Source organism: Ruminococcus sp. YE71 (assembly GCF_900119155.1).
Taxonomy (GTDB): Bacteria; Bacillota; Clostridia; order Oscillospirales; family Ruminococcaceae; genus YE71.
Map to the genome: position 1 here is coordinate 239,684 of NZ_FPIR01000001.1, position 26,628 is coordinate 266,311.

Here is a 26,628-nt window from a genome sequence, read left to right on the forward strand (position 1 = left end):
AAAACACTATTTTTTTGACCCCTTTTTTTCGAGGAATGTGATTACAATGAATACAAAAAAGCATTTAGCAGTACTCTGCGCAGCCATCATGACAGCTGCCGCTTCGGCAGCTTACGCACCTGCGGTCTTTGCAGACAGCTCCGCAGCCGACACCGCTGTGACCACTGCCGATAACTATACGGCAGCTCACCCCCTGACAAACCCTAACGCGACTAACGAGACAAAACGCCTTTACGATTATCTCTGCGATAATTTCGGCGTTAAAATGATTGCAGGTCAGCAGGAGTCTACCTGGAAAGGTACTCCCGACTACGAAATGAACTACATCGAGGAGACTACGGGCAAGCTGCCCGCTCTCCGCGGTCTTGATTTCATGAACGATGATTTCAGCGGCGTGGTAAAGCGCGGCATCGAATGGGACGCTAAGGGCGGTATCGTTGAGATATGCTGGCACTGCGGCGTCAACGGCAAGGGCTATAACGAATCGAAGGCGGATGACCCCGACTTTGAAAAGCTCCTTGACCCCTCCACCGATGAATACAAGGCGATGATGGAAAACTGGGACAAGGCAGGCGCGGCTCTCAAAGAGCTTCAGGACGCAGGCGTTCCCGTACTGTGGAGACCCTTCCACGAGTTCGACGGACAGTGGTTCTGGTGGGGCAAGGGCGGCGCCGAGAACTTCAAGAAGCTCTGGACGCTCATGTACGACCACTACACCAACGACCTCGGGCTGAACAGCCTCATCTGGGTGCTGGGCTATGCCGACGACGTCAAGTCAGGCTGGTATCCCGGCGACGAATACTGCGACATCGTGGGTTCGGACACCTACCGCAAGACCACCGACAACAAGCGCGGCTGGAACCTGCTGCTGGAGAACGCCACCGATTCCAAGCCCATGTGCTTCCATGAGTGCGGCAATCTGCCTGAGATAGACACCTTCACGGAAGACGGCGTGGTATGGTCGTGGTTCATGGTATGGCATACCGACTACATCGTCAACAACGACAAGGATAACCTCACCGAGGTGTACAACAGCGATGTTGTCATCACTCTCGACGAGCTGCCCGACTTAAAGTCCTACGGCAATACCGCTGAGGACAGCTCCTCGGATGAAAGCAGCTTTGAAGTGAGCTCTTCGGAGACAGGTTCCTCCCAGACAGACAGCAGCTCACAGACGTCGGACAGCTCTTCCGCTTCGTCTTCCTCGGCTGCTTCCACTTCCACCGCAGCTTCCACCACCAAGACCGCGACTGCATCGGCAGCAGCGTCCTCCGACACCAGCCCCGCTACAGGTGCTGATACCGCAGGCGTGCTTGCTGTGGCTGTGCTCACCGCGGCTGTAGTTATCGTATCGAGAAAATGGAAATAACGATCCGCAGAGGATAAGCCCGACCTGAGTCAGGCACCTTATCGGATCAGATCACCTGCCGTCAGTTCCGTTGCAATTTCGGGGCTGACGGTTTGCGCATGAACGGAGAGATAACATGAGACTTGAGCTCATAAACAAACGACTTATCGCCTGCGCCGAGGCAGTGCGCGGCTCGCAGACCGACTACGCCTGCGACATCGGCACAGATCACGGCTATCTGGCGGCATACCTTGTGCAGCAGGGCATCAGCCGCCGCGTCTGGGCGTGCGACATCAACCCCCGTCCACTCGGTTTCGCGGAAAAGACCATCGCCGAATACGGGCTCGGGGACAGCGTGACGGCGGTGCTCTCGAACGGGCTGGACGCTTTTCCGCAGCCGCCTGCGGAGGGCAGCTTTGCGGTCATCTGCGCAGGCATGGGCGGCGAACTCATCGCGGACATAATCTCGCGCTGCGGCTGGGCTGACAAAGCCGTCCTCATCCTACAACCCATGACCAAAGCCGACGTTCTTCGGGGATGGCTCTACGACAACGGCTACAGCATCACTGCCGAGACCGCCTGCGAGGACGGGAGTTTCGTGTATTCGGTCATGACGGCGGTGAAACGTCCGCCCGAATACGAATGCGGCGAGCGCTACCTTTCGGCAGGGTTCGTCACCGCCGAAACGGACGACGGAAGAAAATACCTTGCCATGAGATCGGCAAGGCTCAGAAAAGCAGGCGAGGGGATGCTCTCGTCATCGGATGAAGAAAAGCGCGCCGAGGGCAGGCGGCTGACCGCTCTTGCCGAACGACTGAAAAAAGAATCGGAGGGAATACTATGAATACCACAGTCGGACAGATCTACGACCTTATCGACAGTTTTGCGCCGTTTTCGGGGCAGCAGAGCTATGACAACAGCGGACTCGTTGTAGGCAGCAGGGACAGCGAAGTGCTGCGAGTGCTGACCGCCCTCGACATCACCAACGATGTTGTGAGGGAAGCGGCGGAGAAGCGTTGTCAGCTCATCATCTCGCATCATCCCGTGATCTTCAGACCGTTGAAGAAGCTCGACCCGAGGGAGCCTGCCGTTGCGCTGGCGGCGAAAGGGATAGCGGCGATATGTGCGCACACGAGTTTCGACTCGGCGGAAGGCGGCATGAACGATCTGTTAGCGCAGCGGCTGGGGCTGAAGGTCATCGAGCCGTTAGCGTATGAGGAAGGCAAACCGATGGGGTATGTATGCGAGCTCCCGTTCGAGAGTTCGGCGTCGCATCTTGCGGAGGTTTGCAAGAAGAAGCTGGGCTGTGAAGTGATACGAATGACAAAAGCAGGCGGAAGTGTGAAGCGTGCGGCGATATGTTCGGGCAGCGGAGCGTCGCTGATAAGTGAAGCGATAGCGAAGGGCTGTGACGCGCTGATAACGGGCGACTGCAAGCATTCGGCGTTTATAGAAGCAGTGAACAGTAATTTTTGTCTGATAGATGCAGGGCATTATCATACGGAGAATATTTTCCACGAGTTCATAGCGCAGAAGCTGACGGAAGAATTCCCCACCCTGACGGTAATGCAGTCGGAAGCGTTCACAGACCCCGTAACGATAGTCTGAAAAAGCAGCCACCGACCCGTCCACGCCAGAGTCTCAAAAAGTTTAGGGGTCCAGGGTCTCCCGCCCTCCTAAACTTTTTAGTCTCTGGCGAACACGCTTCAATTGTTTGTTCTATATTTTTTGAAAAGAGATGACTCATGGATAATAACTCTTCCCACCCTAAGGGCGTGCTTCGGAATAAATTTTACCTCTACCTTACCGAATTCTTCGCGGGTATGTCCGTAATGGCTGTCGAACTCGGCGCAAGCCGCCTCCTCGCACCTTACTTTAGCTCCTCTCAGATAGTCTGGACTATCATAATCGGTACCATTATGATAGCTATGGCTCTCGGTAATATCTACGGCGGCCGCAGCGCCGATAAAGACCCCGACCCCGATAAACTTTATCGCCGCTTGCTCGTCTCCGCCGTCTGGACTGCCGCTATACCGGTCCTCGGTAAATTTATTATCCTCCTCGTTTCAGGTCTCCTCGTCGTTACCGTCAGTACTAATTTCCTCGTCTGGGCTGCGTTCCTCGCTTGTATGCTTATCTTCGTCTTCCCACTCTTCCTGCTCGGAACCTGCACCCCTTCACTCGTGAAATATACCGTCGGCAGCCTCGACGACAGCGGTAAAACTGTCGGCGCTCTCGGCGCTGCAAATACTATCGGCAGCATTATCGGTACTTTCGTCCCGACTTTTCTCTCGATACCCGCTTTCGGAACTGCGGTCACTTTCCTCATCTTCTCGGGGATAATGCTGATACTCGCGGCAGTCTACTTCATCTCCGTGAAACGTAAGATCGTCGCGACGATCGTCAGCGCCGCTCTCTTCGTGGTGTGCTGCATCTTCGGTACGACCGCAGGCTTCGCGTTCTGGGAGAAAGACCTCACCTACGAGGGCGAGAGCGTCTATAATTACCTGCAAGTCAAAGAGGACGACCGCCGCGTTATCCTCTCCACTAACGTGCTGTTCGGCGTCCAGTCGCTGAAAATGAAGCACGGCGGTCTTTCGGGGCTCTACTACGACTACGCTATGGCTGCGCCGCTCATGACCGATAAGCCCAGCGGTGAGGGCTGCGATATCCTCGTGCTCGGTATGGGCAGCGGTACGTATGCCACTCAGTGCAGCGAGTATATCAAGGATGTGACCGTGGAAGGCGTCGAGATAGACGACCGCATCACCGACCTCGCCCGCGAATACTTCGACCTGCCCGAAAGCGTGAAGGTCACTACCTATGACGGCAGAGCCTTCCTGAACGTCTCTGACAGGAAGTACGATGTCATCATGGTTGACGCTTATCAGGATATTACGATACCGTTCCAGATGTCGAGCATCGAGTTTTTCAGACTGGTGCGTCAGCATCTGACCGATGACGGCGTGATGGTCGTGAACATGAACATGAAATCCGACCGTGCAGGAAGCGTGAACGATAAGCTCACCGACACGATATGTGCGGTCTTCCCGAACGTTTACACGGTGGATGTCAAAGGCTCGACGAACCGTGAGCTGTTCGCGTCAGCGTCGGATGAGATGACGAAGCGGCTGACCGCGAACACGGAGAAGCTGACCGATGACCAGTTCGCGTATATGATGGGGCTTGTGACGGAAGGGCTGACCGAATGTAAAGCAAACGGCGCCCCGCTGACCGATGATAAAGCCCCCGTAGAGCTGCTGGGAATGCAGGTAATAGACGACCTGATAAGTGAAGAATTGAGCTACTATAAGAAAAAAATAGCCAAAGAAGGCATTTTATCGCTTATAGCATGACCCAAACAACATCCCGTCCACGCCAGAACCTAAAAAAGTTTAGGGGTACCGGCGAGGGGCTCGGGGGGCGAGGAGCGCCCCCAAAAAACATAAACAACACCATAACCAAAACAAGGAGAACCACCCAAAATGCCGGAAATATGTCTCATAGGAACAGGCGGCATGATGCCGCTGAAAAACCGTTGGCTGACCTCGTGTTACTACGAGTACGAGGGTCACGCCCTGCTCATCGACTGCGGTGAGGGCACACAGATAGCACTCGCCGCCGCCGACCGCAAGATAAGCCGCATCGACGCGCTGCTCATCACTCACACCCACGCCGACCACGTTTCGGGTCTGCCCGGCTTTCTGCTGTCGCTGGGCAACGCTTCGCGCGAAGAACCCCTCGACATCTACCTGCCCGCAGGCAAGACGGGGGTCATCAAAAGCCTGATGAGCATCTGCGGTCACCTGCCTTTCGAGGTGAGATTCACCGAACTGCCTACCGACCGCCGCTTCAGCTTCACCGCCGAACGGCTCTCGCCCCTGCTGACTATTGAGTCGCTGCCCCTGCGGCACAGCACTACCTGCATCGGCTACTCGGTCACACTTAACCGCAAACAGGAATTTCAGCCCCAGACAGCGAAGGAACTCGGCGTGCCTGTTCAGTTCTGGAGAGTGCTCCACTCGGGCGAAAGCGTGACCCTCGACGACGGCAGGATCATCACGCCCGATATGGTCACCCTCGCAAACCGCCGCCCTATCAAGATGACTTACGTGACCGATACGCTGCCGTTCAACGGTATCGCAGAATTCGCGAAGGATTCACAGCTCTTTATCTGCGAGGGTATGTACGGTGACCGCGAAAAGAAACAGAGCATGAACGAAAAAGGACATATGCTCATGCAGGACGCCTGCGAACTCGCCGCAAAATCGGGCGCGGAAAAACTCTGGCTGACTCACTACAGCCCCGCCGAAATGAACCCGAAATACTACGAAAAAGAACTCAAAAAACTCTTCCCTGCCGTCACTGTCAGCATTGACGGAATCAACATTGAAATAAAAGATTGATTTGTGCAATCATCTAAAAATTCTTTTTCCTTTGAAAGAATTAATAGTTTTTTTAGGATTATAATGTTATAATAGAATTAGACACTAAGGCTTTTCTGTCGTAAAAAGTGTGTGGGTCTTAGCTGGGGGAAACCTCGTAGGTCTTAACTGGGGGAAACCCGCCTTAGCTTCGCACGTCCGCCTTAGCTTCGCACGGCTTGAAGAAAGGTTCTCCCCTTGCCGTGCGAAGCTAAGGCGGACGTGCGAAGCTAAGGCGGACGTGCGAAGCTAAGGCGGGGGTCTCCCCCAAGCAAGACCCGCATTCTGTAAACGCAGAGAAGCCAAACAGTGTCACAGAAAAATAATATTTTAATCCGGAGGGAACAAAATGAAAGACAAACAGAAAACGAAGAAGAAAGGCAGGAAGCTGCCTTGGGTCATCGGCGGAGTTGTCATTCTTGCGGGCGGCGGTATCGCAGTCAGCAAGATGGTTTCGGGTGCGAAAACTGCCGCTCTTGAAGCTATGACTGGCACACAGACCGCCGTAGTCGAGAAGCGCGACCTGAAAGACACCGTCGCGGTCTCGGGCATCGTCAAGAGCAAGAACACCTCGAACCTGACCAGCGACGTGGTCGGCAACGAATTCAGCGAGATCAAAGTCGAGGTCGGCGACAAGGTGAAGAAGGGCGACATCATCGCCGTTCTCAACTCCGAAGAACTGCAAAAGAACCTCGAAGCCGCTCAGAAGAGCCTTGAAAACACCAAGACAAAGAACGAGATCGAGCTTGAAAACGCCGAGGAGGGCTACGAGTCCGCGGTCAGCAGCAAGAGCACCGTTTCGGGCAGGACTGCACGCTCGGTGGACGAGGCTCAGGAGGTCTACAACGAGGCTGTCACCAAGGATAATCAGGTGTACAACAAGTACCTCGCGGCTTACAATCAGCGCGTTGCCTGCGCTGCCGCTGTGGATTCGATGAGCACGATGGTCAGCGACGCTTCCGCCGCAGTAAAGACCCTCACAGCCGAGTCGGACGCCGCAAATACTGCGCTCAAGACCGCCAAGGACGCTTACGATCAACTCATAGCCGACGGCAAGCCCGAGGATTCGGAAGAGGTCACCGCGGCTAAGACCGCCTACGACAACGCTTCCGCTGAGGCTGCGAAGGCGGCGGCTTCTCTCAAAGAGGCTAAGGATTCCTATACCGAGGTTTCGGCTGAATACAAGGAGCTGAACGATTCGCTCGCCGAGGCTTACACTTCCGAGCTGGAGCTCCAGTCTCAGCTCGAACTTGCCAACGCCGAGGTCAAGGCGGCAGCTTCCGCGCTCGTTGCGGCGAAGGAAGGCAAGAGCGACAGCGACAAGGAGCTCGACCACGCCGTAAAGAGCGGCGAGGATAACCTCACCACCACCAAGATAATGATAGATGAGAGCCTGACTGTCCCCCAGAGCGAGATAGACAAGCTCACCGACAGCATCGCACAGTGCGTCATCATCGCGGATATGGACGGCGTTGTCACAGAACTGAACTACAAGGCGGGTCAGAAGTACGACGGCGGCACTATCGCGGTCATTCAGGATGACACCGAGTTCAAGGTGACTTCCTCGGTCGATCAGTACGACATCAACCGCCTTACCAAAGACCTCAGCACCGATATCACCGTTAATGCGGTCAGCAAGGACAGCTTCGACGGCAAGCTCAGCTTCATCGCGCCGACTCCCGAGGTGCATTACGACGCGACCTCGAACACGCAGACTTCTTCAACCGACTACGATATCGAAGTCACCTTCGATGAGCCTGTCGATGGTCTGCGCATCGGCATGAGCGCAAAACTGGTCATCAATATCGAAGTCAGAAAGGACGTGCTCTCCGTGCCTTCCGCCTGCGTCACAAAGACTGCCGACGGTCACTGCTCCGTAGAGGTGCAGAAGGATGACGGCACCACCGAAAAGATCGACGTTCAGACGGGTATGGAGAACAGCTACTACATAGAGATAATCTCCGATAAGATAAAAGAGGGCATGACTGTTGTTCTTCCCACTGCCGACAGCGGTGACGATGATATGTTCTACTGATGAGGTACGCGGCATGAATGAGACAGTTATCGACCTCAAAGGTATTTACAAGAGATTCTATGAGGGTGAGCCCAACGAGCTGGAGATACTTCACGGTATCGACCTCGAAGTGAAAAAGGGCGAGTTCATCTCGATAGTCGGAGCTTCGGGCTCGGGCAAATCGACACTCATGAACATAATCGGCGCACTCGACCGACCCTCGGAAGGAAGCTACATCCTCGGCGGCACCGACGTGTGTCAGGCTGACGACAGCGAGCTTTCACACATCCGCAACAAGGAGATAGGCTTCGTTTTCCAGACCTATAACCTCATCCCGAGAAATACGGCGCTCAAAAACGTCGAGCTCCCGATGATGTACGCAAGGCACAAACCATCGGAGCGCAGAAAAAAAGCCAGGGAACTGCTCGAACTGGTGGGTATGGGCGACAGAATGTCCCATACACCCGACAGACTTTCGGGCGGTCAGAAACAGAGAGTTGCCATCGCGAGAGCCCTCGCAAACGACCCGTCGATAATACTTGCCGACGAGCCGACAGGTGCGCTGGACTCGAAAACGGGCAGACTCATCATGGACCTGTTCCATGATCTTCATGAGAAAAAAGGCATCACAATCGTGCTCATCACCCACTCTCCCGAGCTGGCGAATGAGACCGAGAGAGTGCTGACGCTCATGGACGGCAATATAATATCGGAAGCGAGGGGGGCTACGTATGATCTTAGACAGCATACTGTTGGCGTTCAGTGAGCTCAAAGCCAACAAAATGCGCTCCTTCCTCACGATGCTGGGTATCGTTATCGGTATCTCGGCAGTTATCGCGATAATGACCGTCGGCGACGCTCTCAGAAGCTCGACAATGGACACGCTCGGAGGACTGGGCGCAACAAAGATATATTACTACGTCATACAGAAGGATCAGAACGACCCGTATGACGACAACAACCGACAGAACGACATTCGTCCCATGCGTTCGACGGATATGTTCAACGACGAGATCTTCCGCGATCTTGAAGATCATTTCGGCGACAGAGTGAAGGGCATCTCGCTGATGATGGCGCAGAGCACCCTCAACTACAAGGACGACAAGAGGATAGTCCTCTACGCCTGCAATCAGTGCGGTTTCGAGGAATCGCTCAGTGAGGGCACGATGGAGTTCACCCACGGCAGGCACATCAGTAAGAGCGAGTTTGAAAGCGGTGCGAAGGTAATAATGATCTCTGACGAGACTGCGACGGCGTACTACGGAAGTCCCGAAGCCGCCATCGGCAAGCCCTTTGAGGGCATCGACTCGCTGACGAACAAGTACGACAACTTCACGGTGGTAGGCACCTACAAGAAGAAGTCGAACGGTGCTCTGATGGACATGATGGTATATGTCCCGACGCAGATCTCGCTTATTCCGCTGAATTCGTTGCAGTCGATACGTCTGGGCGAACCGCTTGAGATGTCGGAGTTCACGGCAATTGCGAAGAATGCGGACGAAGTCGAAGAGATCTCGAAGGAGATGGAGGACTATCTGAACAACGTCTACTTCTCGAAGAACGACACATACAAGGTCTATGCGGAGACGATGACCTCGACGCTGGATCAGATCAACAACATCACGAACATGATAACGCTTGCGATCTCGGCAATTGCGGCGATTTCGCTTTTAGTCGGCGGCATTGGTGTCATGAACATCATGGTCGTTTCAATCACGGAGCGCACGCGAGAAATAGGCACGAGAAAAGCGCTTGGAGCGACGAACAAGGACATTCGTATGCAATTCCTCATTGAAGCGGTGGTGCTTTGTCTGGTCGGCAGTGCGATAGGCATATTGTTCGGATTATTGGGTGGTATGGCGATATCGAATGTGATCGGATTCAAGGGTCACGCGTCGTTCAGTGCGATAGCGGGAAGTGTAATATTCTCAATGGCGTTTGGTGTATTCTTCGGATATTATCCTGCGAACAAAGCGGCAAAGATGAACCCCATCGACGCACTGCGTTACGAATAAAAAAAACGATCCCCTTTCCGAATCAGGAGAGGGGATTTTTTTATAAAAACGCGAACCCGCTTCTTTTGCTAAAAAAAGGACGCTTCTTTTTGAAGCGTCCGTAATTTTTTTAGATCTGTCCCTTGCCGGAATTGATGAATCTCTGAAGGTCGCCGGGGTTCGCACACTTCTCAAGTGCAACCTCACGCGAGATCTTTCTGTCGTTAACGAGCTTAGCAAGCTCCTGGTCAAGGGTCTGCATTCCGTCCTTCTTACCTGTCTGCATAGCAGAGTTGATAAGATGTACCTTGTCGTCACGGATCATAGCCTTGATAGGATCGGTAGCATTCAGGATCTCACAGCAAGCAACTCGGCTCGTGCCGTCAAGTGTACGGCAAAGTGTCTGTGTACAAATACCAACCAGAACGGTAGCAAGCTGGGTTCTGATCTGGTGCTGCTGGTGAGCAGGGAATACGTCGATGATACGGTCAACGGTCGAAGGCGCCGAAGTGGTATGCAGGGTACTCATAACAAGATGTCCCGTTTCAGCAGCGGTTACGGCAGCCTCGATGGTCTCGAAGTCACGCATTTCTCCGACGAGTATGATATCCGGGTCCTCACGAAGAGCAGCACGGATAGCAAGTGCGAACGAAGGAACGTCTCCGCCGATCTCACGCTGGTTTACCATGCAGCGCTTGTGTGCGTGCAGATACTCGATAGGATCCTCGATGGTGATGATGTGAGCCGACTTGTGCAGATTAACGTGGTCGATCATAGCAGCCAGTGTGGTGGACTTACCGGAACCGGTAGGGCCGGTAACGAGAACCAGTCCACGGGGACGCATTACAAACTCGGAAAGCACGGGAGGCAGATCGAGGTCGGTAAAGGTCGGGATATCGTTGCGGAGCAGACGGATAGCGATAGCTGTGTAGCCTCTCTGACGGTATACATTGACACGGTGACGGAAACCTCTGAGCGAAACATAGGTAAAGTCAGTATCAATGTGATCTCTGATCTGCTGCATCTGACGCTCGTTAGTCATCGAACGGCAGATCTGCTGAATGTCGATCTCGGTCATATCAGGGTAAGAGGACAGCTTACGAAGGCTGCCGCCCTGTCTTACTATCGGGGGGATACCAACAGTAAAGTGCAAGTCAGAGCAGCCCAGTGCTCTTGATTCGTCCAGTATCTTGTTAATGTCGATTGCCATTTCTAATTACCTCCACTATTTTGAATTTATACTGCGTAGGTTACACGCACAAGCTCGTCCATATCAGTCTTACCCTGCTGAACGAGTAAAGAAGCATTGTCGCGAAGCAGCTTGCAGCCCTGCTCTCTTGCGAGAGCCTGAATCTCGTCTGCCTTAGCGCCTCTGGTGATGAGTGCCTTCATCTCGGCTGTTGTCAGAAGGATCTCATGGATAGCAGTTCTGCCCTTGTATCCTGTGTTGTTGCAAACGGGGCAGCCGCCGCGCTTGTAGATCTGCATCGGCTGATCTATCTCCATAAGTTCCATATCCATCTGGGTGGTCATAACAGGCTGCTTGCACTCCTTGCAGAGGGTCTTGGAAAGACGCTGTGCGATAATACCGATAAGCGAGGTCGCAACCATGTAAGGCAGAACGCCCATATCCACCAGACGGGTAACGGTCGAAGCCGCGTCATTGGTATGGATTGTCGAGAGCACGAGGTGTCCTGTGATAGCGGCTCTGATAGCTATCGAAGCGGTCTCCTCGTCACGCATCTCACCGACCATGATGATGTCAGGGTCCTGACGGAGAATGGAACGCAGCGCAGCCGCGAAGGTCATGCCTGCCTTATCATTTATCTGACACTGATTGATGTTAGCGATCTTTTTTTCTACAGGGTCCTCAACGGTAATAACGTTGAGGTTAGGCTTAGCGATCTCACCGAGAGTCGCATAAAGTGTGGTAGACTTACCGGAACCGGTAGGTCCTGTAACCAGGATAACGCCCTGCGGTACTTTAAGGCACTCGCAGAATCTCTTATAGTTGTACTCGGTCATACCGAGGTCCTGAATCTTCTTTACCATCGAGTCGCCCGCGAGGATACGGAGAACGACCTTCTCGCCGTATACCATAGGAAGGTTAGACACACGAAGGTCAACTACTCTGCCGTCGATGATCTGAGTCATACGACCGTCCTGAGGTACACGCTTTTCAGCGATGTTCATGCCCGAAGTGATCTTGAAACGGGTAACGAGAGCGGTATGCAGCGCAGACGAGATAGGCTCCATAAGTTCAACAAGGTCGCCGTTTACACGGACTCTGATCCTGGTATGATCCTTAAAAGGCTCAATATGGATATCCGTCGCGTCCATTCTGAAGGAGTTCTCAACGATAGTGGTAGCCAGCTTAACGATAGGCGCGTTGTCAACTCGGTCGTTGGAAGCCTCAGCAACGAGGTCTTCGAGGGACATCTGTTCCTCTTTTTCCTTGGTAGCCTCCTCAACGATAGCGTCGGTAGCGCCCTTGGAATAGAACTTACCGATAGCGCGGGTGATAGCGCTTCCCGTAGCCATCTGGAAAGTGATGGAGCAGCCTGTGATACCTCTGAGGTCTTCCATTGCGTAGAAGTCAGAGGGGTTATCGGTAGCAACGGTAAGACGTCTGCCGATTTTATTCAGTGCGATACAGTTGTACTTTCTCGCCTTATCCTCAGGTATCTTCTTAACGATATCGGGGATAAGCTCGAAGGTGTCAACATCAACGAATGTGATGTTCAGACGTTCTGCCAGTACTTCGGAGAACTGATTCTCAGTAACGAGACCCATTTCCTGAAGCAGGTCACCCATCTTCTTGCCCTTGTTTTTCTCATCTTTCTGTGCTGCAAGGACTCTCTGAAGATCTTCCGCCGTGATGAGACCTTTTTCGATAAGGTGTTCACCAATAGGTATATTCTTCATAAATCAAAACTCCCTCTCCGCAGCATGGTTTGATCGTTCCTACAGACCTGCTGCGAAGAGCCTGTGGAAGATAAGAAAAAAAATTAAACTAAATAACTATTGAAATTGTATCAAAAGTGTGCTAAAATAATATTATTAAATAATGTAAGGAGGTGTTAATATGGCAAATTTTGATATGCAGTATGCGATCTTTACCGGAATAATGTATTTCTTCTATTTCATTTTCGGCGTCTGTGTGGGCAGCTTTCTGAATGTCTGCATCTACCGTCTGCCGAAAGAGGAATCGCTTATCAAGAGCAATTCTCACTGCATGAGCTGCGGAACTCCCATCCTTCGCCGCGACCTCATCCCGATAATCAGCTGGTGCTGTTTAAAGGGCAAGTGCCGTGCCTGCGGTGCAAGGATCTCTCCGAGATACACAGTTGTTGAAGCGCTCAACGGCATCGGCTGGGTCGTTATCGCACTGAAGCTCGACATGATGGGCAGCGGATCAGGTGTAAAGTGCATCCTCTACAGTCTGGTATTCTCGGCGCTTTTAGTCGTTTTCTTCATGGACTGGGACACTCAGCTGATCTCGACCTACGTAGTGCTGTTCATCGCAGCCTTAGCGATAATCAAGATCATCCTCGGCCTCATCCCTGTGCCGTTAGTATTCAATTCGAGCAAAGTTGTACACTATATCATAGGCGCGTTTGCAGCGAGCGTTCCGCTTCTGCTGATCACACTGATCTCGAAAGGCCGTGCGATGGGTCTTGGCGATGTTTACCTGATGGCGGCCGCAGGACTTTTCCTCGGCGTTCACCGCACAGTTGCGGCGCTGTTCATCGGCATCGTGCTCGGTGCTATCGGAGGACTCATCCTCAAGAAGATCAACGGCGAATCGAGATTCGCATTCGGACCGTGGCTTTCGCTGGGCATCTTCATCTCGATGCTGTGGGGCTGGGATATCGTAAATCTCTACATGAACCTCACAGGACTGAGCGAACTGATCTACGGCGAAGGCATTACAGTCAGACTTCCGTATTATCCTCAGCTCTTTTGAGCGAGGCTGATATTTCTGCTCAAAAAATCCTCCGAACCCCTCAAAGAGTTCGGGGGATTTTTTCAGCATCAAGCCCCGTTTGACGGGGGCTTGAAGTGAAATGAAATTTGCTTTTTACATTACAATCAGCTTACTGTGGTTACAGAACCATAATCTTCGGAAGAATATCCGCTAATCGTATAATTGAACGTTGCATTACTACCGTAATCGTCAGTACCCAGAGCAAAGACGTATCCGGCACTTGATTCAGTTTTTCCCCACAACAGATTCAGCTTAACTACGAGAGTAACATTCTGCCCGATATAGCCGGAAAGGTCGATAGACTTCTGCTGATTATCTTCGCTCATCAGTACAGCACCTGTATCAAGATCAATAACCTCACAGTGAGAATCATAGGCTTTTACATACAGCTTGTAATGATCGCTATCAGGTGTGAACTTAAGAACCAGTATATAAGCGGACGGATCAGCAGGAACTGCTCCGGGTTCAGGCTCGGGAGGAGCAGGAAGAACAGCGTTTACTTCATCCTGTGAACCATAAAGCTTGCCATCATAGAGCCAGTATTCGTTACCTGCCTGAGCATCGGTCGCGGGGGAGAGAGGCTGGCTATCAGGATTATTCGCGAGAGTGATCGGATAGGTATTGCCCGCTCCGTCATAAAGAATGCAGTATGCATCTCCGCCAAGACCGATCTGAAGTTTGATATCCTTGTTTCCGTCCAGACCGATAGTGGTGTAAGTGCCGACCTCACTCAGGAGCATGGATTCAAACTCTGCTTTTCCTGCTGTGTGAGTCATTGCACCCATCATTGTATAGATCTCGTTCTCTGCTTTGATGTAGTGGATGGTTATGGGGTCGGGATCCTTCGGCACGTCATCGGCACTGAAGTAAACCTGACCGTTGCATACCCAGATCTCATCCTTGTTGTCAGCTTCCATGTTGAACTTGTAGAGGAGCTTATCCTCGGAAGAGCTGTTGCCGCTGTAAACGGAAACCGATACGGTATCGGTGTCAGAACCCTTGAGCACTTCAACAATGTCAGCATCGTTGTTGCACTCTACATAACCGATAGCACCGGTAACAGAAGCCTTTGCGCCCTCTGCCTGATGATCGAGTCTTACGCCCTTTTCGGTATCGCCGAGAAGGTGTACGTAATGAACGGTCTTAGTCTTGGACTTGAGTGTAGGATCGCCGAGTTCAGGATTTGAGGGATCCCAGGTGTTGTGCAGGAACAGGCTGTTGTTCGGGAGAACGCTCTCGTCAACATATGTATCTGCATAGTAGAAATACTTTACTTTCTGGTCAAGGAAGTCAGCGCGGGTAACAGTTGCAAGGACAGTGCTTGCCTGAACCTTCTGATGAGTACCAGCCAGCTGCTCGTAAACCTGATTTGCCGAGATGTCGATTGAAGCATTAGGGTCATCGCCCCAGTAGATGTCGATGTAATCGTCGGCGTAGACCTGACCAACATTAGAGTTCTTGGTGTCATCACTCTTATCGGTCAGAGTACCTTTAGTCTCCCAGTGTTCGATCGTAACGCCGTTTTTCATATTAGGCTTGAATTCTGCATTACCACCATACGGAGAAACTGTATGTACGCTTTCGTGCTTGATGAAGTAGATCCTGTTGTAATCAACATCATCCTCGCTCTTGAGCTCGAAATCAGGCATGAGCTCTTCATAAGCGCCGGGGTTAAGATCGCCAATGGACTCATGATTGTTGACCAGAGTCGAACCATTGGAAGCAATGTCAACAGGCTTTGCGTAGAATACCCAGATGATACCGCCGTCGGGAACATCCTCATCCAGCGGGATATCAAGCGAGCCCATGTCACCGCCGAGTTCATCGGAGTGTCTCATGTTGATGAGCTTGAAAGTCTCATCGACCTGATGCTCGTGCTCGGTATCAAGCTCAACTGTGCTTGCGGTTACGAGCATCGGGGTAGCCTTTACTGTAACCGTAAGGCTCTGCTTCTTAGGTGTCGTATTGATACCCGAGATGGAGAACTGATAGTCGTAGTCAGAGAACGTACCCTTGTTAAGAGTACTTTCTACAGCTTTCTTTGTAGAGGTTTTGCCTTTATTGACATAGCCTCTTGCGTTAAACTTACCGATGTTCTCACGATGACCGTTATCAAACTTGATGTAGTTCGGATACTTGGAAGCATCGATCAGCGAGAAAACATCAACATTTGCGGCTGTCTTGGCGTTGGAATCGGTATAAACGATCTTGAGATTTGTTGCATATCTGAGCTCACCGTCAACTACGTCCATAGCTGTTATGCAGGCAAGCTCTTCAAATGCCTTGTTTGTGATATTCTTGTAGTACTTCTGCGACGGGCGAAGAATGATAACCAAGGCTGTCATAATTATGCCAAGCAGCATGGTAACTACTACAAGCTCTACCAGTGTAAAACCTTTTTTAAGTTTTCTCATGCATTATCACCCTCCCTTTATTCGTTGCTCACATTTTGGAATGTTGTACCGTTATATCTGTACTTTATCTTGCCGTCAGGATCATTATAGAATGTTGTTCTGGTGAGAAGATTAGGCAGCTGGTAAACAGAACCGTCAATGCGGAAAGAAACCTTGATATTCGGTTCATCCTCTCCCGCCTCAGGAGGCGGCATCTCAAGTCCGAGATTCATGTCGGATGGGATGGAGTCGATAAGAGTTGTACCGTCGATAGCTTCGACCTTCATTTCAGACTCAGCGTCTACAGTCGGGTCGTAAGCAGGAAGAGTAATGGTGTAAACCGGAGACTTGTGAACATATCCTGTATCGTAATCTCCGAGATATGCTCTGTCAACATTGTTTAACTCGATTATTACATCGACAGTCTTGTCACTCATATTGCTGAACTCGAAGGTGTATCTGTCCATGCTCTTAACAGGAGAAGTAAGCGAGGTTCCGAGTGCTACACTCGAAAAGGTCTTGAGCTGGAAATTGATGTCAGACATCTGTGCATTTGCAGTAGCCTTAGCATTGTACTCTGCTATGCTGCTGAATGCGGTAGAACCGGTAACGGCCTGCATATCAGCCGTTCCGTTCTGACCGATGAACTTGATGGTCTTTTTATTCTTGAACGAATCGTTATAGACCTCAAGTCCGCCCGGCATTCCCTTCTCAAGCGCGGTCTGCTGAGTTGAAAGAGCCTGATCGCGCTTGACATTACGCATACCGTATTTCATCGAGGCACTGAATGCCATCGTGATAGCAAGCGTCATGAAGGAGAATACTGACATCGCCACAACGACCTCAACGAGTGACATACCTGAATTATTTTTCTTGAATTTCATAATATGTCCCTCCATATCTTTTAGTACTGATAGTACTGGATATCGATCTTAGACGGTGTTGCTGCACCTGAGTCATCGCCTGCATACGACAGCAGAGATGTACCGGCCATAGGCAGGTCGATGATCATGGGCTCCATTTTAGCAGTGGTAGATGCATCATTTTCGTCCCAGCAGTATCTGTCGACCTTGATCTGACCTACCCATCTTGCCTGACCGGAGTGACCCATGTTGAACTGAGAGTTCCAAGCGTAGAGAACGCCCTGTACTCTTACAGAAGACTCGCTGCCCGAAAGCTTACAGGTAACGTAGTCGGGAATGAGCCACATGATGTAGTTATCGATGAGACGTCCCGTGTCGGGAACATACTGATTTTCAAAAGAGCCGCCGGTAATAGGTGAAGTACCGTCATTAAAGCTGCTAATAACCGCATTTTTAATTTGTTCGGCAGTCATTCCCGCAGTGATCCTGGAACTATCGGATACAAGCAGTCTGTAGTCAGACGCTATCCACTGTCCGCCAAGCGAGTAGAATTCAATTACCATTCCACGTCTTGAATTCGGATTATCAATTGCGGTGAACAGATCGGTCGTGGAATCAGTTTTGTATTTTCCAACAGGTACCTTTGCTGCTACTACATCATAAGGCTGACCGTCAGTAGTCTCTAAATGAACAGTATCGCCTGCTTTGACACCTACGCTAGGAGCTGTGATATAATTATTGTTGATACCGCATATTTCACCGCCGATATCCGCCAGTCCGCAGTTGATGTACAGACACTCTTCAGGTCTGTCCTCAAGGTAGAACATGAAGTATACGTAATGAGGATTGTTTACAGGATCATTTACAAAGATCTTGAACTTTGCACCGATCTCGCAGGTATATTCAACCGTAAGGCCGTTAAATGTCATACCATGCATATGATTCTTAACATCCTTGCTGATCGGGAGTGCGATAACAATATCCTGATCTGTTACGTTTACGATGTACTTATTGTAAACGCCCTCTGTACCGCCTTCTCTTGAACGTGCCTGCTTAGCACTAAGCTTGACACTTGAGTTGATCTGGTAGTATTTACCTGTTTCTGTGTGATCGTCCGAATAGACCTGAACAACTCTCTTCTGTGTTCCGTCGGAAGCTTTGAAAGTGCTGTCGAAGTCTCTGGTCATAGCATCAGCATACTTGCTCGAGATGTCCTGTGCCTTTAATACCTTGTTTGCAGACTTATTCTTGGGCACGATATTGCCATCGGTAGCACTTGCAGACATGGTGAATATATCGTTGGTAGAAGCAAGATCATATGTGTTCTTCAGATGGGTGTGGCTTTCCTCGGTCATACCGTCACCGGTGTAGGGAATGTAACCCTTCTTCGGCATCATGTTTCTGCCGGTCTGTGTAACGTCTGTGTCAACATCACCGACTTCAACACCGATCTTGAGGAGCTCAGCCTTGCTCAGAGGATTGCAGGCTTTCCATTCGCCGCCGTCCTTGTAGTAAACGCCGCCGCTTGCATGAAGCTTACCATCAACCTTGAAAACTACCTTAGGTGCTACTCCAGTGCTGTAATCGCCGCAGTAGATGTAGATCTTGCCGTCGCAGTATACATCGCCCTTAACGTTCAGTATTCTCTGTGCGCTGTTGCTGTTCGACTGTGCAATAACAATATCGCCGCTGTGTGTATTCGGAGCAGCAGTAGCCTCAACGTAAGAGTAGAAATTTCCGTTTACAGTTACCTTGTCAGACTGCGAAGAACTATCAACGATTGCGCCGTTATAGTCATACGCTTCTTTAACGGTAGTGATGTCATTTGCGAAGCTCACGGTGCCGTCCGCACTGTCCAGTGTTGCGCTGTCAAAAGTGTCGCCGCCATAGAATCCGTGAGTATAAACATCGATCTTATTGTTATAAACATCTGCATAATCATTAGGATTGGAAGGCTTGCCGCCGATGCAGTAATGATGTCCGTTAAGTGCTAACAGCTTCTTGTATACACAGAGATAGCCGTCATAATTGCCGAGCTCATTGTTCTTAGGATAAGCGTAAGCGCCGCCCTGATAAGAAGAATTTGCCTTATCAATGTCGCTCTTACCTACGTTTGTATACATAAAGAAGGTGTTCTGAGTTGCCAGATAACCGTCTACAGTAAATGTAGGAGCCTGAGTGAAGTATCTGTAATCCTTCTTGTAAATGTTGTCGCCCGACTTGTTGAGCAGGTCGGTGATTGTGGTCTGGTCGTCGCACATGATGCTCATCTCAGAGTAAACGTGACCTCTGATGATGGATCTGGACATACGCTTGTAGGTCTTGATCGCGCCGTCATCATTCTCATAGACGATGTTGCCGTCAACAGGGTTTGAGAGCTGTTCTTCATTACTGAGAACCGTACCCTTCTTGCTCTCGATCGTGTTCGAGCTTACAGGCTTGATAGTTGTTACCGAAGCAAACTGTATGCTCGCGGTCTGAGTCTGGGTAACGAAAGTAGTTATAGCCTCAGCCTTGAAGGAGCTGCCGCCGATGCCATAAAGATGGATCTCGGTAGCGCCAAAGTTCCTGCTGAATTCGTCATCAGTTTCGCCGGACATTCCCACCTTGTAAACAACGGGGCTGGCCTTGGTTCCGTTCGCTGCGATCGACTGAAGCTCATCGTAAAGATGATTCGGATCATACGATGACGAAGACTGCTGATTAGCCTTGTAGCCGTTGATGAACTCGGTAAGTGCTGCCTCAGCAGTGATCTTAGCCTGTGTTCTCTGTACATTTCGGCTTGTAGCCTGTGCAGTGTATCGAACAACATGCAAGCAGATCGTTGCAAGACAAAGTACAAACATCGAAACAACAACAACTGCAAGCAGTACCGAGCCTTCACGGTTCGGCGAATGTAACGGTTTTTTCCTTCGATTCAACATTGCTTTTACCACCTTTCTAAAAGCTATATTGTCCTTAAAAGTTTTAACTAAATTATAACACATCATGGCAGGAGCTGATTTTGGTTCCGCTCCTACCATAATTAAGTGCTAACTGATCACTCTGCTACAGCGTCTACTTTAGCAGCATCATCTTTTTTGTCTACTTCCTCAACCTTAGGAAGCTCGGGAACCATGTACATGGTAAGGCTCATGCTTCCGCTCCATTCGGTATCTTCCTTGTTCTCACCGACATCGCCGATGTTCAGACCATTAACAACAATACTCTTGTGCTCGTTGCTCTGGAGGTTTGCAAGGAACTGCATGAGATCCTTCTTGGTAGTGGTGAAGTTGAAGGAGAACGAATATGCAGTCATGTTGATGTTATTCTGAACGATAACAGCCTCACCCTCAGCAGGAGTAACCTTGGATACGATGGTATCGAGGTTAGTCTGTACATTGGAAGGAATGTAAACGTATCTGTTTACGGTGCTTGCGCCCAGGTTACTGAGAGCAAGGTCAAGGTTCTGAACTTCGTAGCCGTTCTTGATGTCGTTATCGAGGTCAAGCTCAGCCTGCATGATAGTAGCAGCCTTGTGCTGGATCATTCTGGGATAGAAGATGTTTGCAGTTTCAGTAGCCTTAGCATAAGCCTTCTCTACATCCTCATCAAGATTTTCATCATCCTTGATTATCTGCTGCTTGGTCGCAAGCTCCATTTCCTTATCGGAAAGGGTGTTGCTTGCGTCTCTTACTGCATCGATGGACGGCTTGATGAAAGCAACGATACCGCCGACCCATACGAGAATTACTAAAACAACTACAAGTACGAGCTGTTCTCTTGCGTTAAGTTTCATTAGTTTGCTACCTCCTCAGTATTCTCTCCGGACTCAGACTCTGTATCATCAGGAACATCCTTCATGTTGAGGGTAACTGTACTGATAACAACGTTGTTGCCGTCCTTGCCTGTACCGGTGTAGCCGTTATATGTAGCGTTAGCAAAGTAGTCCTGGTTAATGAATTGTCCGATGAAGTCATTTGCAGTCTGCTGCTCGGGAAGTGTGATGTTGCTTATAGAGATAGTACCGCCGATCGAGTAAGTGAAGGAGGTATATGTGATCTCTTCTTCCTTACCATCGCTGCTCTTGACCTTGCAGTTCTCTTCGATCTTATCGAAGACTTCCTGCTTGATGATCGGGAGAGTCTCAAGGTTTCTCTTAGCGGTATCGATCTCTGTCTGATACTCATTAAGTACCTGTAAGTAATCGTGCTTCTTCTGGTTAGCAGCGATCTGTTCATCACACTTATTGATCTCTACCTGTACCTTATCGATATCCTTCTGGATGGACTTCTCACGAAGTCTGATGATACCGGTAACAGCACCGATCAGTGCAACAGAAACACCGAGCGAGATTCCGAGGGTGATAAGTGTACCCGTCGAGCTTGTAGTTACCTTACCGCTTGCGGTATCTACCTCAAGGAGGTTGATACGCTCGGTAGCCTTGTTTCTCTTATAAAGAGCACCGATCGCGTTTGCGTAGATCGTGAACTCGAAGTTCTCGTAACCGGTGATCTGCGGAGGAACGCTCAGTACCGAAGCTCTTACATCGAGCGACTCAAGTGCGTTAACGAGCTTGATGAAGTCGTCGATCTTACCGTAAAGGATAACGTTGGAAAGACCCGGGCCGCCTCTTGCCTTGTTGAACTGCTCCATTCTGAAGATGTTCTCACTGATAGCCTCGGTGAGGTATTCCTCAGACTCGTAGTCCTCCTTGGAGATAGGCTCATATCTTGCGAATGCCATCTGTCCGTTCTCGAACAGGATAAGACCTAAGAAGTTGTCATCGATCTGGCAAACGAGGAGCGGCATCTTCTCGAGGTTCTGCTTGTCAGCAAGAACGATTCTCGAAATGGAGTTACAGCTGATGTTTACCGAACGAAGGTTGATCGACATGATGCTGAACAGCTTTCTGTAAGCAGCAACGATAGTCGAAGGACAAGCGGTAGCAAGTACCTTAACAGAACCGGGGTTCTGCTCGCCGGCTTCACCAACGATGGTGTAGGAGATGGAGTATTCATCATTGATACCCATTTCCTGCTGCATCTGGTTCTGTACCATGCTCAGGAATTCTCCGCCCTTTGCCTTAGGAACAATAAGTTCCTTGAAAACTATGGTGCTGGACGAGAAAGTAACAACAGCTTCCTTATCCATCATTCCCTCAGCTTTAAGGTTTGTAACGAGGAGATCTGCGAGTCCGGAAAGGTTAAGTACCTCACCGTTCACGATCATCTCTTCAGGAACCTCTACGCTAAAGGATCTTTCGATCTTGATCTTTTGTGCCGAGTTATCACCCTTTACGATGTTTATAACTCTGTCAGTAATGTCAAATGACAGCATTTATTCCTTCACCTCTTCTAAAGATTTGTTTACTCATTATAATAAAGCAGATGCGGAGCGGAGCTGTCACAGCACTCCGCATCCTTATTACCCCGTTTATTACGAGTTCTCGAGTCCTCCGATACCACCATACAGCAGCGGGAAGATACCTGCAAGACAGAGACCTATCGCACCACCCATGATGATGATCATGCAAGGCTCAAGAAGTCCAACAAGACGCTTTACAGCGGCGTCTGCTTCTTCCTCGTAGAAGTCCGCGGTCTTTTCAAGGATCTCATCAAGAGCACCCGACTCTTCGCCGACGAAGATCATCGAAGTGAACATACCCTCGAAGATCTCGGTCTTTGCGATAGCGCTGGACATCGGGGAGCCCTGCTTAACCTCATCAATGACCTGGATGAACATCTTATCTACATAGGAATTAGAAAGTACCGAGGAAGATCTCTGGAGAGAGTCAACCATCGGGATACCGCTTGAGTACAGAGACGAAAGAGTTCTTGCGAAACGACCCTCATAGATCTTTACCATCAGAGGTCCGATTGCCGGCATTTTTATCAGCATCATGTCGAATTTAAGTCTGATGTCGGGCACCTTGAGCGCGTATTTGATCGCGAGCACGATGACCACGATTGTGATTATGAGTATGTACCATTTGGTTTTCAGGAACCTGGAGAATCCGAAGAGCGCTCTTGACAGAGGCGGCATCTGATCCTCAGACATAAGTCCTGCGAAGGTAGGCATGATGAATGTAAACATACCGATTACCATCGCAACAGTCAGGATACCGAGTATGATAGGATACATCATAGCACTTCTGATGGTATTCTGAGTTTTGTTCTGATTTGCGTAGAAATCGCTGAGTCGCTGGATAGTGATATCCAGGTTACCTGCGGACTCACCCGCATCGACCATCGAGATCATGAAGTCAGGGAAGCTTCCTCCTCGGTTAAGCAGAGCCTCGGTAAGATTCGAGCCCTTGTTAACGTCCTCGTAAAGTGCGAGCCAGACTGCCTTAGCCTTCTTGTGCTCTTCTTCCTTGTACATGATGTCGAGCGCTTTAACGATCGTAAGTCCCGACGTAAGCATTGCGGCGAGCTGTCTGCACGAGAATGCCAGATCCTTTGTCTTGAACCTGTAGACACCCTCCTGCCGATGTCCGCCCTTGCCCTCAGTGGCACTTATAAGGAACAGACCTTGTTCATAGATCTTTTCCTGTACCCCCTGCTGGTCTTCGGCCTCGATAGTACCCTTGATGGTCTTACCGCTCGAGTCCTTAGCCACATAGCTGAAATTCATATTATAGATACACCTCCACCAGTATAACACGCCGCCGTCCCCGTCTAAAAATAGGCGCAAAGAGACACGTTACGTATTTTAGTTTATTATAACATTTTTTTTTGATTTATTCAAGAGTTATTAACGTGTTTTTTGCGCTTTCCCCTGACGAAATATAAGTCGAAAAACTATACATTTTTAACAAAAATAACAATATATCCAAAAAAGAATAGCAAATATACATTAAGATATAGTCATTCTGCCGTCTCGCTTTCAGTGCTGTCATGCCTGAACAAAAAGGGGTGAGCCTTCTTATACGCCGAGTAGGTCACCTGATACACCGTCATCTGCACGCCCAGCACAATAGTCATCCCCACAGCTGCTGCGGTCTTCATCGCCGCTCCGAAAATTTCGGTCAGCCAGCGTGTAGGATAGTAGAATGCGTAATACATGGTAGACACCGACTTTGTGATGTCGTTCGGGTTATAGAATATCGACGGCACGAAGTAGATAGCCAGCAGAAGAAGGAGCACTATCGCCACGGGCACAGCGTCCATATCGTCGTAAGCAGCGTGTTTTTTCGCATCGTCGCGGAAGACCAGTGCCAGCAGAAACGCCATCACGACAGATGCAAACACCGAACCTGTAGCGTCGCTTACGAGGAACGTCTTGACGCCCTCAGCCGAAGCAGGCACAAAGTTCGCGACGCACCACAGCAGCACCTTTCCCAGCAGCAGCCCCAGCGTATTAGTCCCGACCAGCAGCACCAGTCTGAAGAAAAAGTATTTCAAGCTGTCGTAACCGTCCATGTGACTGCCTCCGATCTCCCTTACGTCCTTACGGCGCGATGAATCTTGTACCGACGGGGATACCGTCGAAGATCTTGTAAAGATTCTCGGGTTCTCTGCCGTTTACGATGACCATATCGAATCCGTTATCCATAGCGATCTGTGCGGCGTTGATCTTGGTTATCATACCGCCCGTACCGAGTTTCGAGCCTGCGCCGCCTGCCAGTGCTCTGATATCGTCGTTAAGTTCCCTGACCTCGGGGATAAGTTTTGCGTCGGTATTCGAGCGTGGATCCTTATCATAAAGACCGTCGATATCCGACATGATTATGAGCAGGTCAGCCTTTGCTATCATCGCCACGGTAGCCGCCAGCGAATCGTTCTCGCCGACCTCAAGTTCCAGCTCGTCGATAGCCACGGTATCATTCTCATTGACTACGGGCACGACTCCCAGCCGGAGCACGCTTTCGAGGGCATTCTCAACGTTCTTTCGTCTGTCCTCAAGCAGTATGTACTTAGTCAGCAGCAGCTGTGCCACCGAAAGCGAGTATTCCGCGAACTGTTTCTCATACATATACATCAGCTCGCACTGACCCACTGCCGCGCACGCCTGTTTCGAGGGGGTATCCTTCGGCTTTTCGAGAAGTCCCAGCTTTGCCATGCCGAGCGCCTGTGCGCCGCTTGATACCAGCACTATCTCGTTGCCCGCGTTATGGATATCCGAAAGTATCTTTACGAGCTTTTCTACGCGTCTGATGTTCAGTCTGCCCGTCTTGTGTGTGAGCGTTGACGAGCCGAGTTTTACTACTACTCTTTTCTTTTTCATACTCTTTTCTTTCCTTATATACCTTATTATAATATATTATATTGTGGACTTATTTGGTTCTTGTTTTTGTGATTTGCGGGTGGGGTGTCGGTCCTTTGGACCGACTTGGGGGGGTTGGCTCGAATCGCTTCGCTCTCTCGCCAAAATAAAATCGGCAAAATTGGGGTATTCTTGATAGATTTGTGTGGTCTTTCTTATGGCGCCTTTCGGGGCGGGTTTTCGGGATTTGCCGATTTTATGGTGTTTTTTGTGGTTCGCTTACGCGTGGAAGGAGTGGGTTGCTTTGGTTTATTTCGCCTTTGGCGAAAACGAGAGTTTCACTCTCGAGCTCTTGACCAAAGGCTTCCGCCTCTGGACTCTGACCAGCGCGGTGGCGCTGGACCCACTTGAACGTCGCTGTTTGTGCGGGTCTTTTTGTTTGAGCTCGGAAATATGGTTTACTTATTCACTGCGTTTCTTGGGGTGCCGTTTAGCCAGGCTTTCAGGTTGGCGGCGACCTCTTTCAGAAGTCTTTCCCTCGTTTCTACAGGTGCCCATGCGATATGCGGCGTGATAACGCAATTCTTCGCCTTATACAGCGCACAGTCCGACCTCATCGGCTCGAATGTCAGCGCGTCAATACCTGCGCCTGCTATCCTGCCCTCATTCAGCGCGTCCGCCAATGCCTGTTCATCGGTCAGTCCGCCGCGTGCTGTATTTATCAGCAGAGCCGTCGGCTTCATCAGCAAAAGCGTCTCCGCATTTATCATCTTCGCATTGTCCTTCGTCAGCGGACAGTGCAGCGACACGATGTCGGCTGTCCGCATCAGCTCTTCAAGGCTGACCGTCGGCGTGCCGTCCGTGACCTTCGACGGGGTTCGCGTATGCGTGATGACCTTCATCCCGAAAGCCCTCGCTATTGCCGCGACCCTCTGTCCTATATCGCCGTACCCCACGATACCGATGGTCTTTCCGAACAGTTCCGTAGTCGGCATATAGAAGTAGGAGAACAGTTTATAGTTTATCCAGCCGCCGTCGTCCACCGACTTCGCGTAGTCGGCTATGCGGCTGTAATGTTCGAGTATCAGCGCGAAGGTATGCTGCGCCACCGAGTAGGTCGAATAGGCAGGCACGTTGCAGACCACCGCTCCCCTTTTTGAAGCGGCATCGGTATCGACGTTGTTGTAGCCCGTCGCGAAAAGCCCGACATACCGCAGGTTAGGGCAGCGCTCGAACACCTCTTCGGTGATGAGGCACTTGTTGCAGATGACCGCGTCGGCGTCGCCTATCTCCTCGGCGACCCGTTCATTCGGCGTGAAGCCCAGAACCTTTGTCTCGCCGAGTTCCGAAACGCACTCCAGCGAAACGTCGCCCCTCGTGACCGTCTCGGAATCAAGAATAACTATCTTTGCCATGA

Annotated in this window: 20 protein-coding genes; 9 read left to right on the plus strand and 11 right to left on the minus strand. The window is 50.5% G+C overall.

The features are described from left to right. Nucleotides 1-46: 46 nt before the first annotated feature. The 8 genes from BT142_RS01090 to BT142_RS01125 all read left to right on the plus strand — a co-directional run bounded on the left by BT142_RS01090 (nt 47) and on the right by BT142_RS01125 (nt 9,801). Complete coding sequence (locus BT142_RS01090; RefSeq protein ID WP_072416355.1) at nt 47-1,369, plus strand: glycosyl hydrolase; 1,323 nt, start codon at nt 47-49, stop codon at nt 1,367-1,369. Between the two features lie 115 nt (nt 1,370-1,484). After that, nucleotides 1,485-2,192: a class I SAM-dependent methyltransferase gene (locus BT142_RS01095; protein ID WP_242871892.1), complete on the plus strand. Its 708-nt coding sequence runs from the start codon at nt 1,485-1,487 to the stop codon at nt 2,190-2,192. After that, nucleotides 2,189-2,956, plus strand: coding sequence for a Nif3-like dinuclear metal center hexameric protein (locus BT142_RS01100; protein WP_072416356.1), 768 nt, complete (start codon nt 2,189-2,191; stop codon nt 2,954-2,956). Before BT142_RS01095 ends, BT142_RS01100 begins: the two co-directional genes overlap by 4 nt. Before the next feature lie 137 nt (nt 2,957-3,093). Beyond that, nucleotides 3,094-4,704, plus strand: a complete 1,611-nt coding sequence (locus BT142_RS01105) for a spermidine synthase (protein ID WP_072416357.1) — start codon at nt 3,094-3,096, stop codon at nt 4,702-4,704. A 129-nt stretch (nt 4,705-4,833) separates the two neighbouring features. Then, nucleotides 4,834-5,754 carry a ribonuclease Z gene (locus BT142_RS01110; RefSeq protein WP_072416358.1) on the plus strand — a complete coding sequence of 307 codons (921 nt, stop codon included), beginning with the start codon at nt 4,834-4,836 and terminating at the stop codon, nt 5,752-5,754. 367 nt (nt 5,755-6,121) lie between these two features. After that, entirely contained in the window at nt 6,122-7,807 is a 1,686-nt protein-coding gene (locus tag BT142_RS01115) for an HlyD family efflux transporter periplasmic adaptor subunit (protein WP_072416359.1), read from the plus strand. 13 nt (nt 7,808-7,820) lie between these two features. After that, entirely contained in the window at nt 7,821-8,552 is a 732-nt protein-coding gene (locus BT142_RS01120; RefSeq protein WP_072416360.1) for an ABC transporter ATP-binding protein, read from the plus strand. Continuing rightward, the gene (locus tag BT142_RS01125; RefSeq protein ID WP_072416361.1) at nt 8,518-9,801 is read left to right on the plus strand and encodes an ABC transporter permease; all 1,284 of its coding nucleotides are present in this window, start codon (nt 8,518-8,520) and stop codon (nt 9,799-9,801) included. The genes BT142_RS01120 and BT142_RS01125 overlap by 35 nt, the downstream gene beginning before the upstream one ends. A gap of 109 nt (nt 9,802-9,910) precedes the next feature. Here the strand turns inward: BT142_RS01125 and BT142_RS01130 are convergent, their stop codons facing one another. Beyond that, nucleotides 9,911-10,990: a type IV pilus twitching motility protein PilT gene (locus BT142_RS01130; RefSeq protein WP_084659257.1), complete on the minus strand. Its 1,080-nt coding sequence runs from the start codon at nt 10,988-10,990 to the stop codon at nt 9,911-9,913. Between the two features lie 26 nt (nt 10,991-11,016). Next, a complete protein-coding gene (locus BT142_RS01135; RefSeq protein ID WP_072416362.1) occupies nt 11,017-12,705 on the minus strand; it encodes a GspE/PulE family protein in 1,689 nt (562 codons plus the stop codon). 160 nt (nt 12,706-12,865) lie between these two features. Between BT142_RS01135 and BT142_RS01140 the strand changes: the two genes are divergently transcribed. Beyond that, nucleotides 12,866-13,747: a prepilin peptidase gene (locus BT142_RS01140; RefSeq protein ID WP_072416363.1), complete on the plus strand. Its 882-nt coding sequence runs from the start codon at nt 12,866-12,868 to the stop codon at nt 13,745-13,747. Between the two features lie 125 nt (nt 13,748-13,872). Here BT142_RS01140 and BT142_RS01145 read toward each other — a convergent pair whose 3' ends face one another. The 9 genes from BT142_RS01145 to BT142_RS01185 all read right to left on the minus strand — a co-directional run bounded on the left by BT142_RS01145 (nt 13,873) and on the right by BT142_RS01185 (nt 26,626). Further along, nucleotides 13,873-16,182 (minus strand): type II secretion system protein, encoded by a 2,310-nt coding sequence (locus tag BT142_RS01145; protein ID WP_072416364.1) that lies wholly within the window; start codon nt 16,180-16,182, stop codon nt 13,873-13,875. 17 nt (nt 16,183-16,199) lie between these two features. Further along, entirely contained in the window at nt 16,200-17,045 is an 846-nt protein-coding gene (locus tag BT142_RS01150; RefSeq protein WP_072416365.1) for a type II secretion system protein, read from the minus strand. 20 nt (nt 17,046-17,065) lie between these two features. Beyond that, the gene (locus BT142_RS01155) at nt 17,066-19,840 is read right to left on the minus strand and encodes a hypothetical protein (RefSeq protein ID WP_139182156.1); all 2,775 of its coding nucleotides are present in this window, start codon (nt 19,838-19,840) and stop codon (nt 17,066-17,068) included. A 224-nt stretch (nt 19,841-20,064) separates the two neighbouring features. Further along, nucleotides 20,065-20,802, minus strand: coding sequence for a hypothetical protein (locus BT142_RS01160; RefSeq protein ID WP_072416367.1), 738 nt, complete (start codon nt 20,800-20,802; stop codon nt 20,065-20,067). Then, nucleotides 20,802-22,343, minus strand: a complete 1,542-nt coding sequence (gene pilM, locus BT142_RS01165; protein ID WP_072416368.1) for a pilus assembly protein PilM — start codon at nt 22,341-22,343, stop codon at nt 20,802-20,804. Before pilM ends, BT142_RS01160 begins: the two co-directional genes overlap by 1 nt. Before the next feature lie 99 nt (nt 22,344-22,442). Next, the gene (locus tag BT142_RS01170; RefSeq protein WP_072416369.1) at nt 22,443-23,639 is read right to left on the minus strand and encodes a type II secretion system F family protein; all 1,197 of its coding nucleotides are present in this window, start codon (nt 23,637-23,639) and stop codon (nt 22,443-22,445) included. 233 nt (nt 23,640-23,872) lie between these two features. Beyond that, nucleotides 23,873-24,427 (minus strand): hypothetical protein, encoded by a 555-nt coding sequence (locus BT142_RS01175; RefSeq protein WP_072416370.1) that lies wholly within the window; start codon nt 24,425-24,427, stop codon nt 23,873-23,875. Nucleotides 24,428-24,455: 28 nt separating this feature from the next. Beyond that, on the minus strand, nt 24,456-25,232 hold the full coding sequence (proB, locus tag BT142_RS01180; RefSeq protein ID WP_072416371.1) for a glutamate 5-kinase: 777 nt from the start codon (nt 25,230-25,232) through the stop codon (nt 24,456-24,458). Nucleotides 25,233-25,669: 437 nt separating this feature from the next. Then, nucleotides 25,670-26,626: a D-2-hydroxyacid dehydrogenase gene (locus tag BT142_RS01185; protein WP_072416372.1), complete on the minus strand. Its 957-nt coding sequence runs from the start codon at nt 26,624-26,626 to the stop codon at nt 25,670-25,672. Nucleotides 26,627-26,628: the final 2 nt, after the last annotated feature.

Excerpts from the sequence above, each read along its gene's own strand:
- BT142_RS01145 (WP_072416364.1), bottom strand. The coding sequence starts at position 16,182 with ATGAGAAAACTTAAAAAAGGTTTTACACTGGTAGAGCTTGTAGTAGTT.
- BT142_RS01100 (WP_072416356.1), top strand. The coding sequence starts at position 2,189 with ATGAATACCACAGTCGGACAGATCTACGACCTTATCGACAGTTTTGCG.
- BT142_RS01090 (WP_072416355.1), top strand. The coding sequence starts at position 47 with ATGAATACAAAAAAGCATTTAGCAGTACTCTGCGCAGCCATCATGACA.
- BT142_RS01110 (WP_072416358.1), top strand. The coding sequence starts at position 4,834 with ATGCCGGAAATATGTCTCATAGGAACAGGCGGCATGATGCCGCTGAAA.
- BT142_RS01185 (WP_072416372.1), bottom strand. The coding sequence starts at position 26,626 with ATGGCAAAGATAGTTATTCTTGATTCCGAGACGGTCACGAGGGGCGAC.
- BT142_RS01115 (WP_072416359.1), top strand. The coding sequence starts at position 6,122 with ATGAAAGACAAACAGAAAACGAAGAAGAAAGGCAGGAAGCTGCCTTGG.
- BT142_RS01140 (WP_072416363.1), top strand. The coding sequence starts at position 12,866 with ATGGCAAATTTTGATATGCAGTATGCGATCTTTACCGGAATAATGTAT.
- BT142_RS01120 (WP_072416360.1), top strand. The coding sequence starts at position 7,821 with ATGAATGAGACAGTTATCGACCTCAAAGGTATTTACAAGAGATTCTAT.
- BT142_RS01160 (WP_072416367.1), bottom strand. The coding sequence starts at position 20,802 with ATGAAACTTAACGCAAGAGAACAGCTCGTACTTGTAGTTGTTTTAGTA.
- BT142_RS01095 (WP_242871892.1), top strand. The coding sequence starts at position 1,485 with ATGAGACTTGAGCTCATAAACAAACGACTTATCGCCTGCGCCGAGGCA.
- BT142_RS01175 (WP_072416370.1), bottom strand. The coding sequence starts at position 24,427 with ATGGACGGTTACGACAGCTTGAAATACTTTTTCTTCAGACTGGTGCTG.
- BT142_RS01170 (WP_072416369.1), bottom strand. The coding sequence starts at position 23,639 with ATGAATTTCAGCTATGTGGCTAAGGACTCGAGCGGTAAGACCATCAAG.
- BT142_RS01105 (WP_072416357.1), top strand. The coding sequence starts at position 3,094 with ATGGATAATAACTCTTCCCACCCTAAGGGCGTGCTTCGGAATAAATTT.
- pilM (WP_072416368.1), bottom strand. The coding sequence starts at position 22,343 with ATGCTGTCATTTGACATTACTGACAGAGTTATAAACATCGTAAAGGGT.
- proB (WP_072416371.1), bottom strand. The coding sequence starts at position 25,232 with ATGAAAAAGAAAAGAGTAGTAGTAAAACTCGGCTCGTCAACGCTCACA.
- BT142_RS01130 (WP_084659257.1), bottom strand. The coding sequence starts at position 10,990 with ATGGCAATCGACATTAACAAGATACTGGACGAATCAAGAGCACTGGGC.
- BT142_RS01150 (WP_072416365.1), bottom strand. The coding sequence starts at position 17,045 with ATGAAATTCAAGAAAAATAATTCAGGTATGTCACTCGTTGAGGTCGTT.
- BT142_RS01135 (WP_072416362.1), bottom strand. The coding sequence starts at position 12,705 with ATGAAGAATATACCTATTGGTGAACACCTTATCGAAAAAGGTCTCATC.
- BT142_RS01125 (WP_072416361.1), top strand. The coding sequence starts at position 8,518 with ATGATCTTAGACAGCATACTGTTGGCGTTCAGTGAGCTCAAAGCCAAC.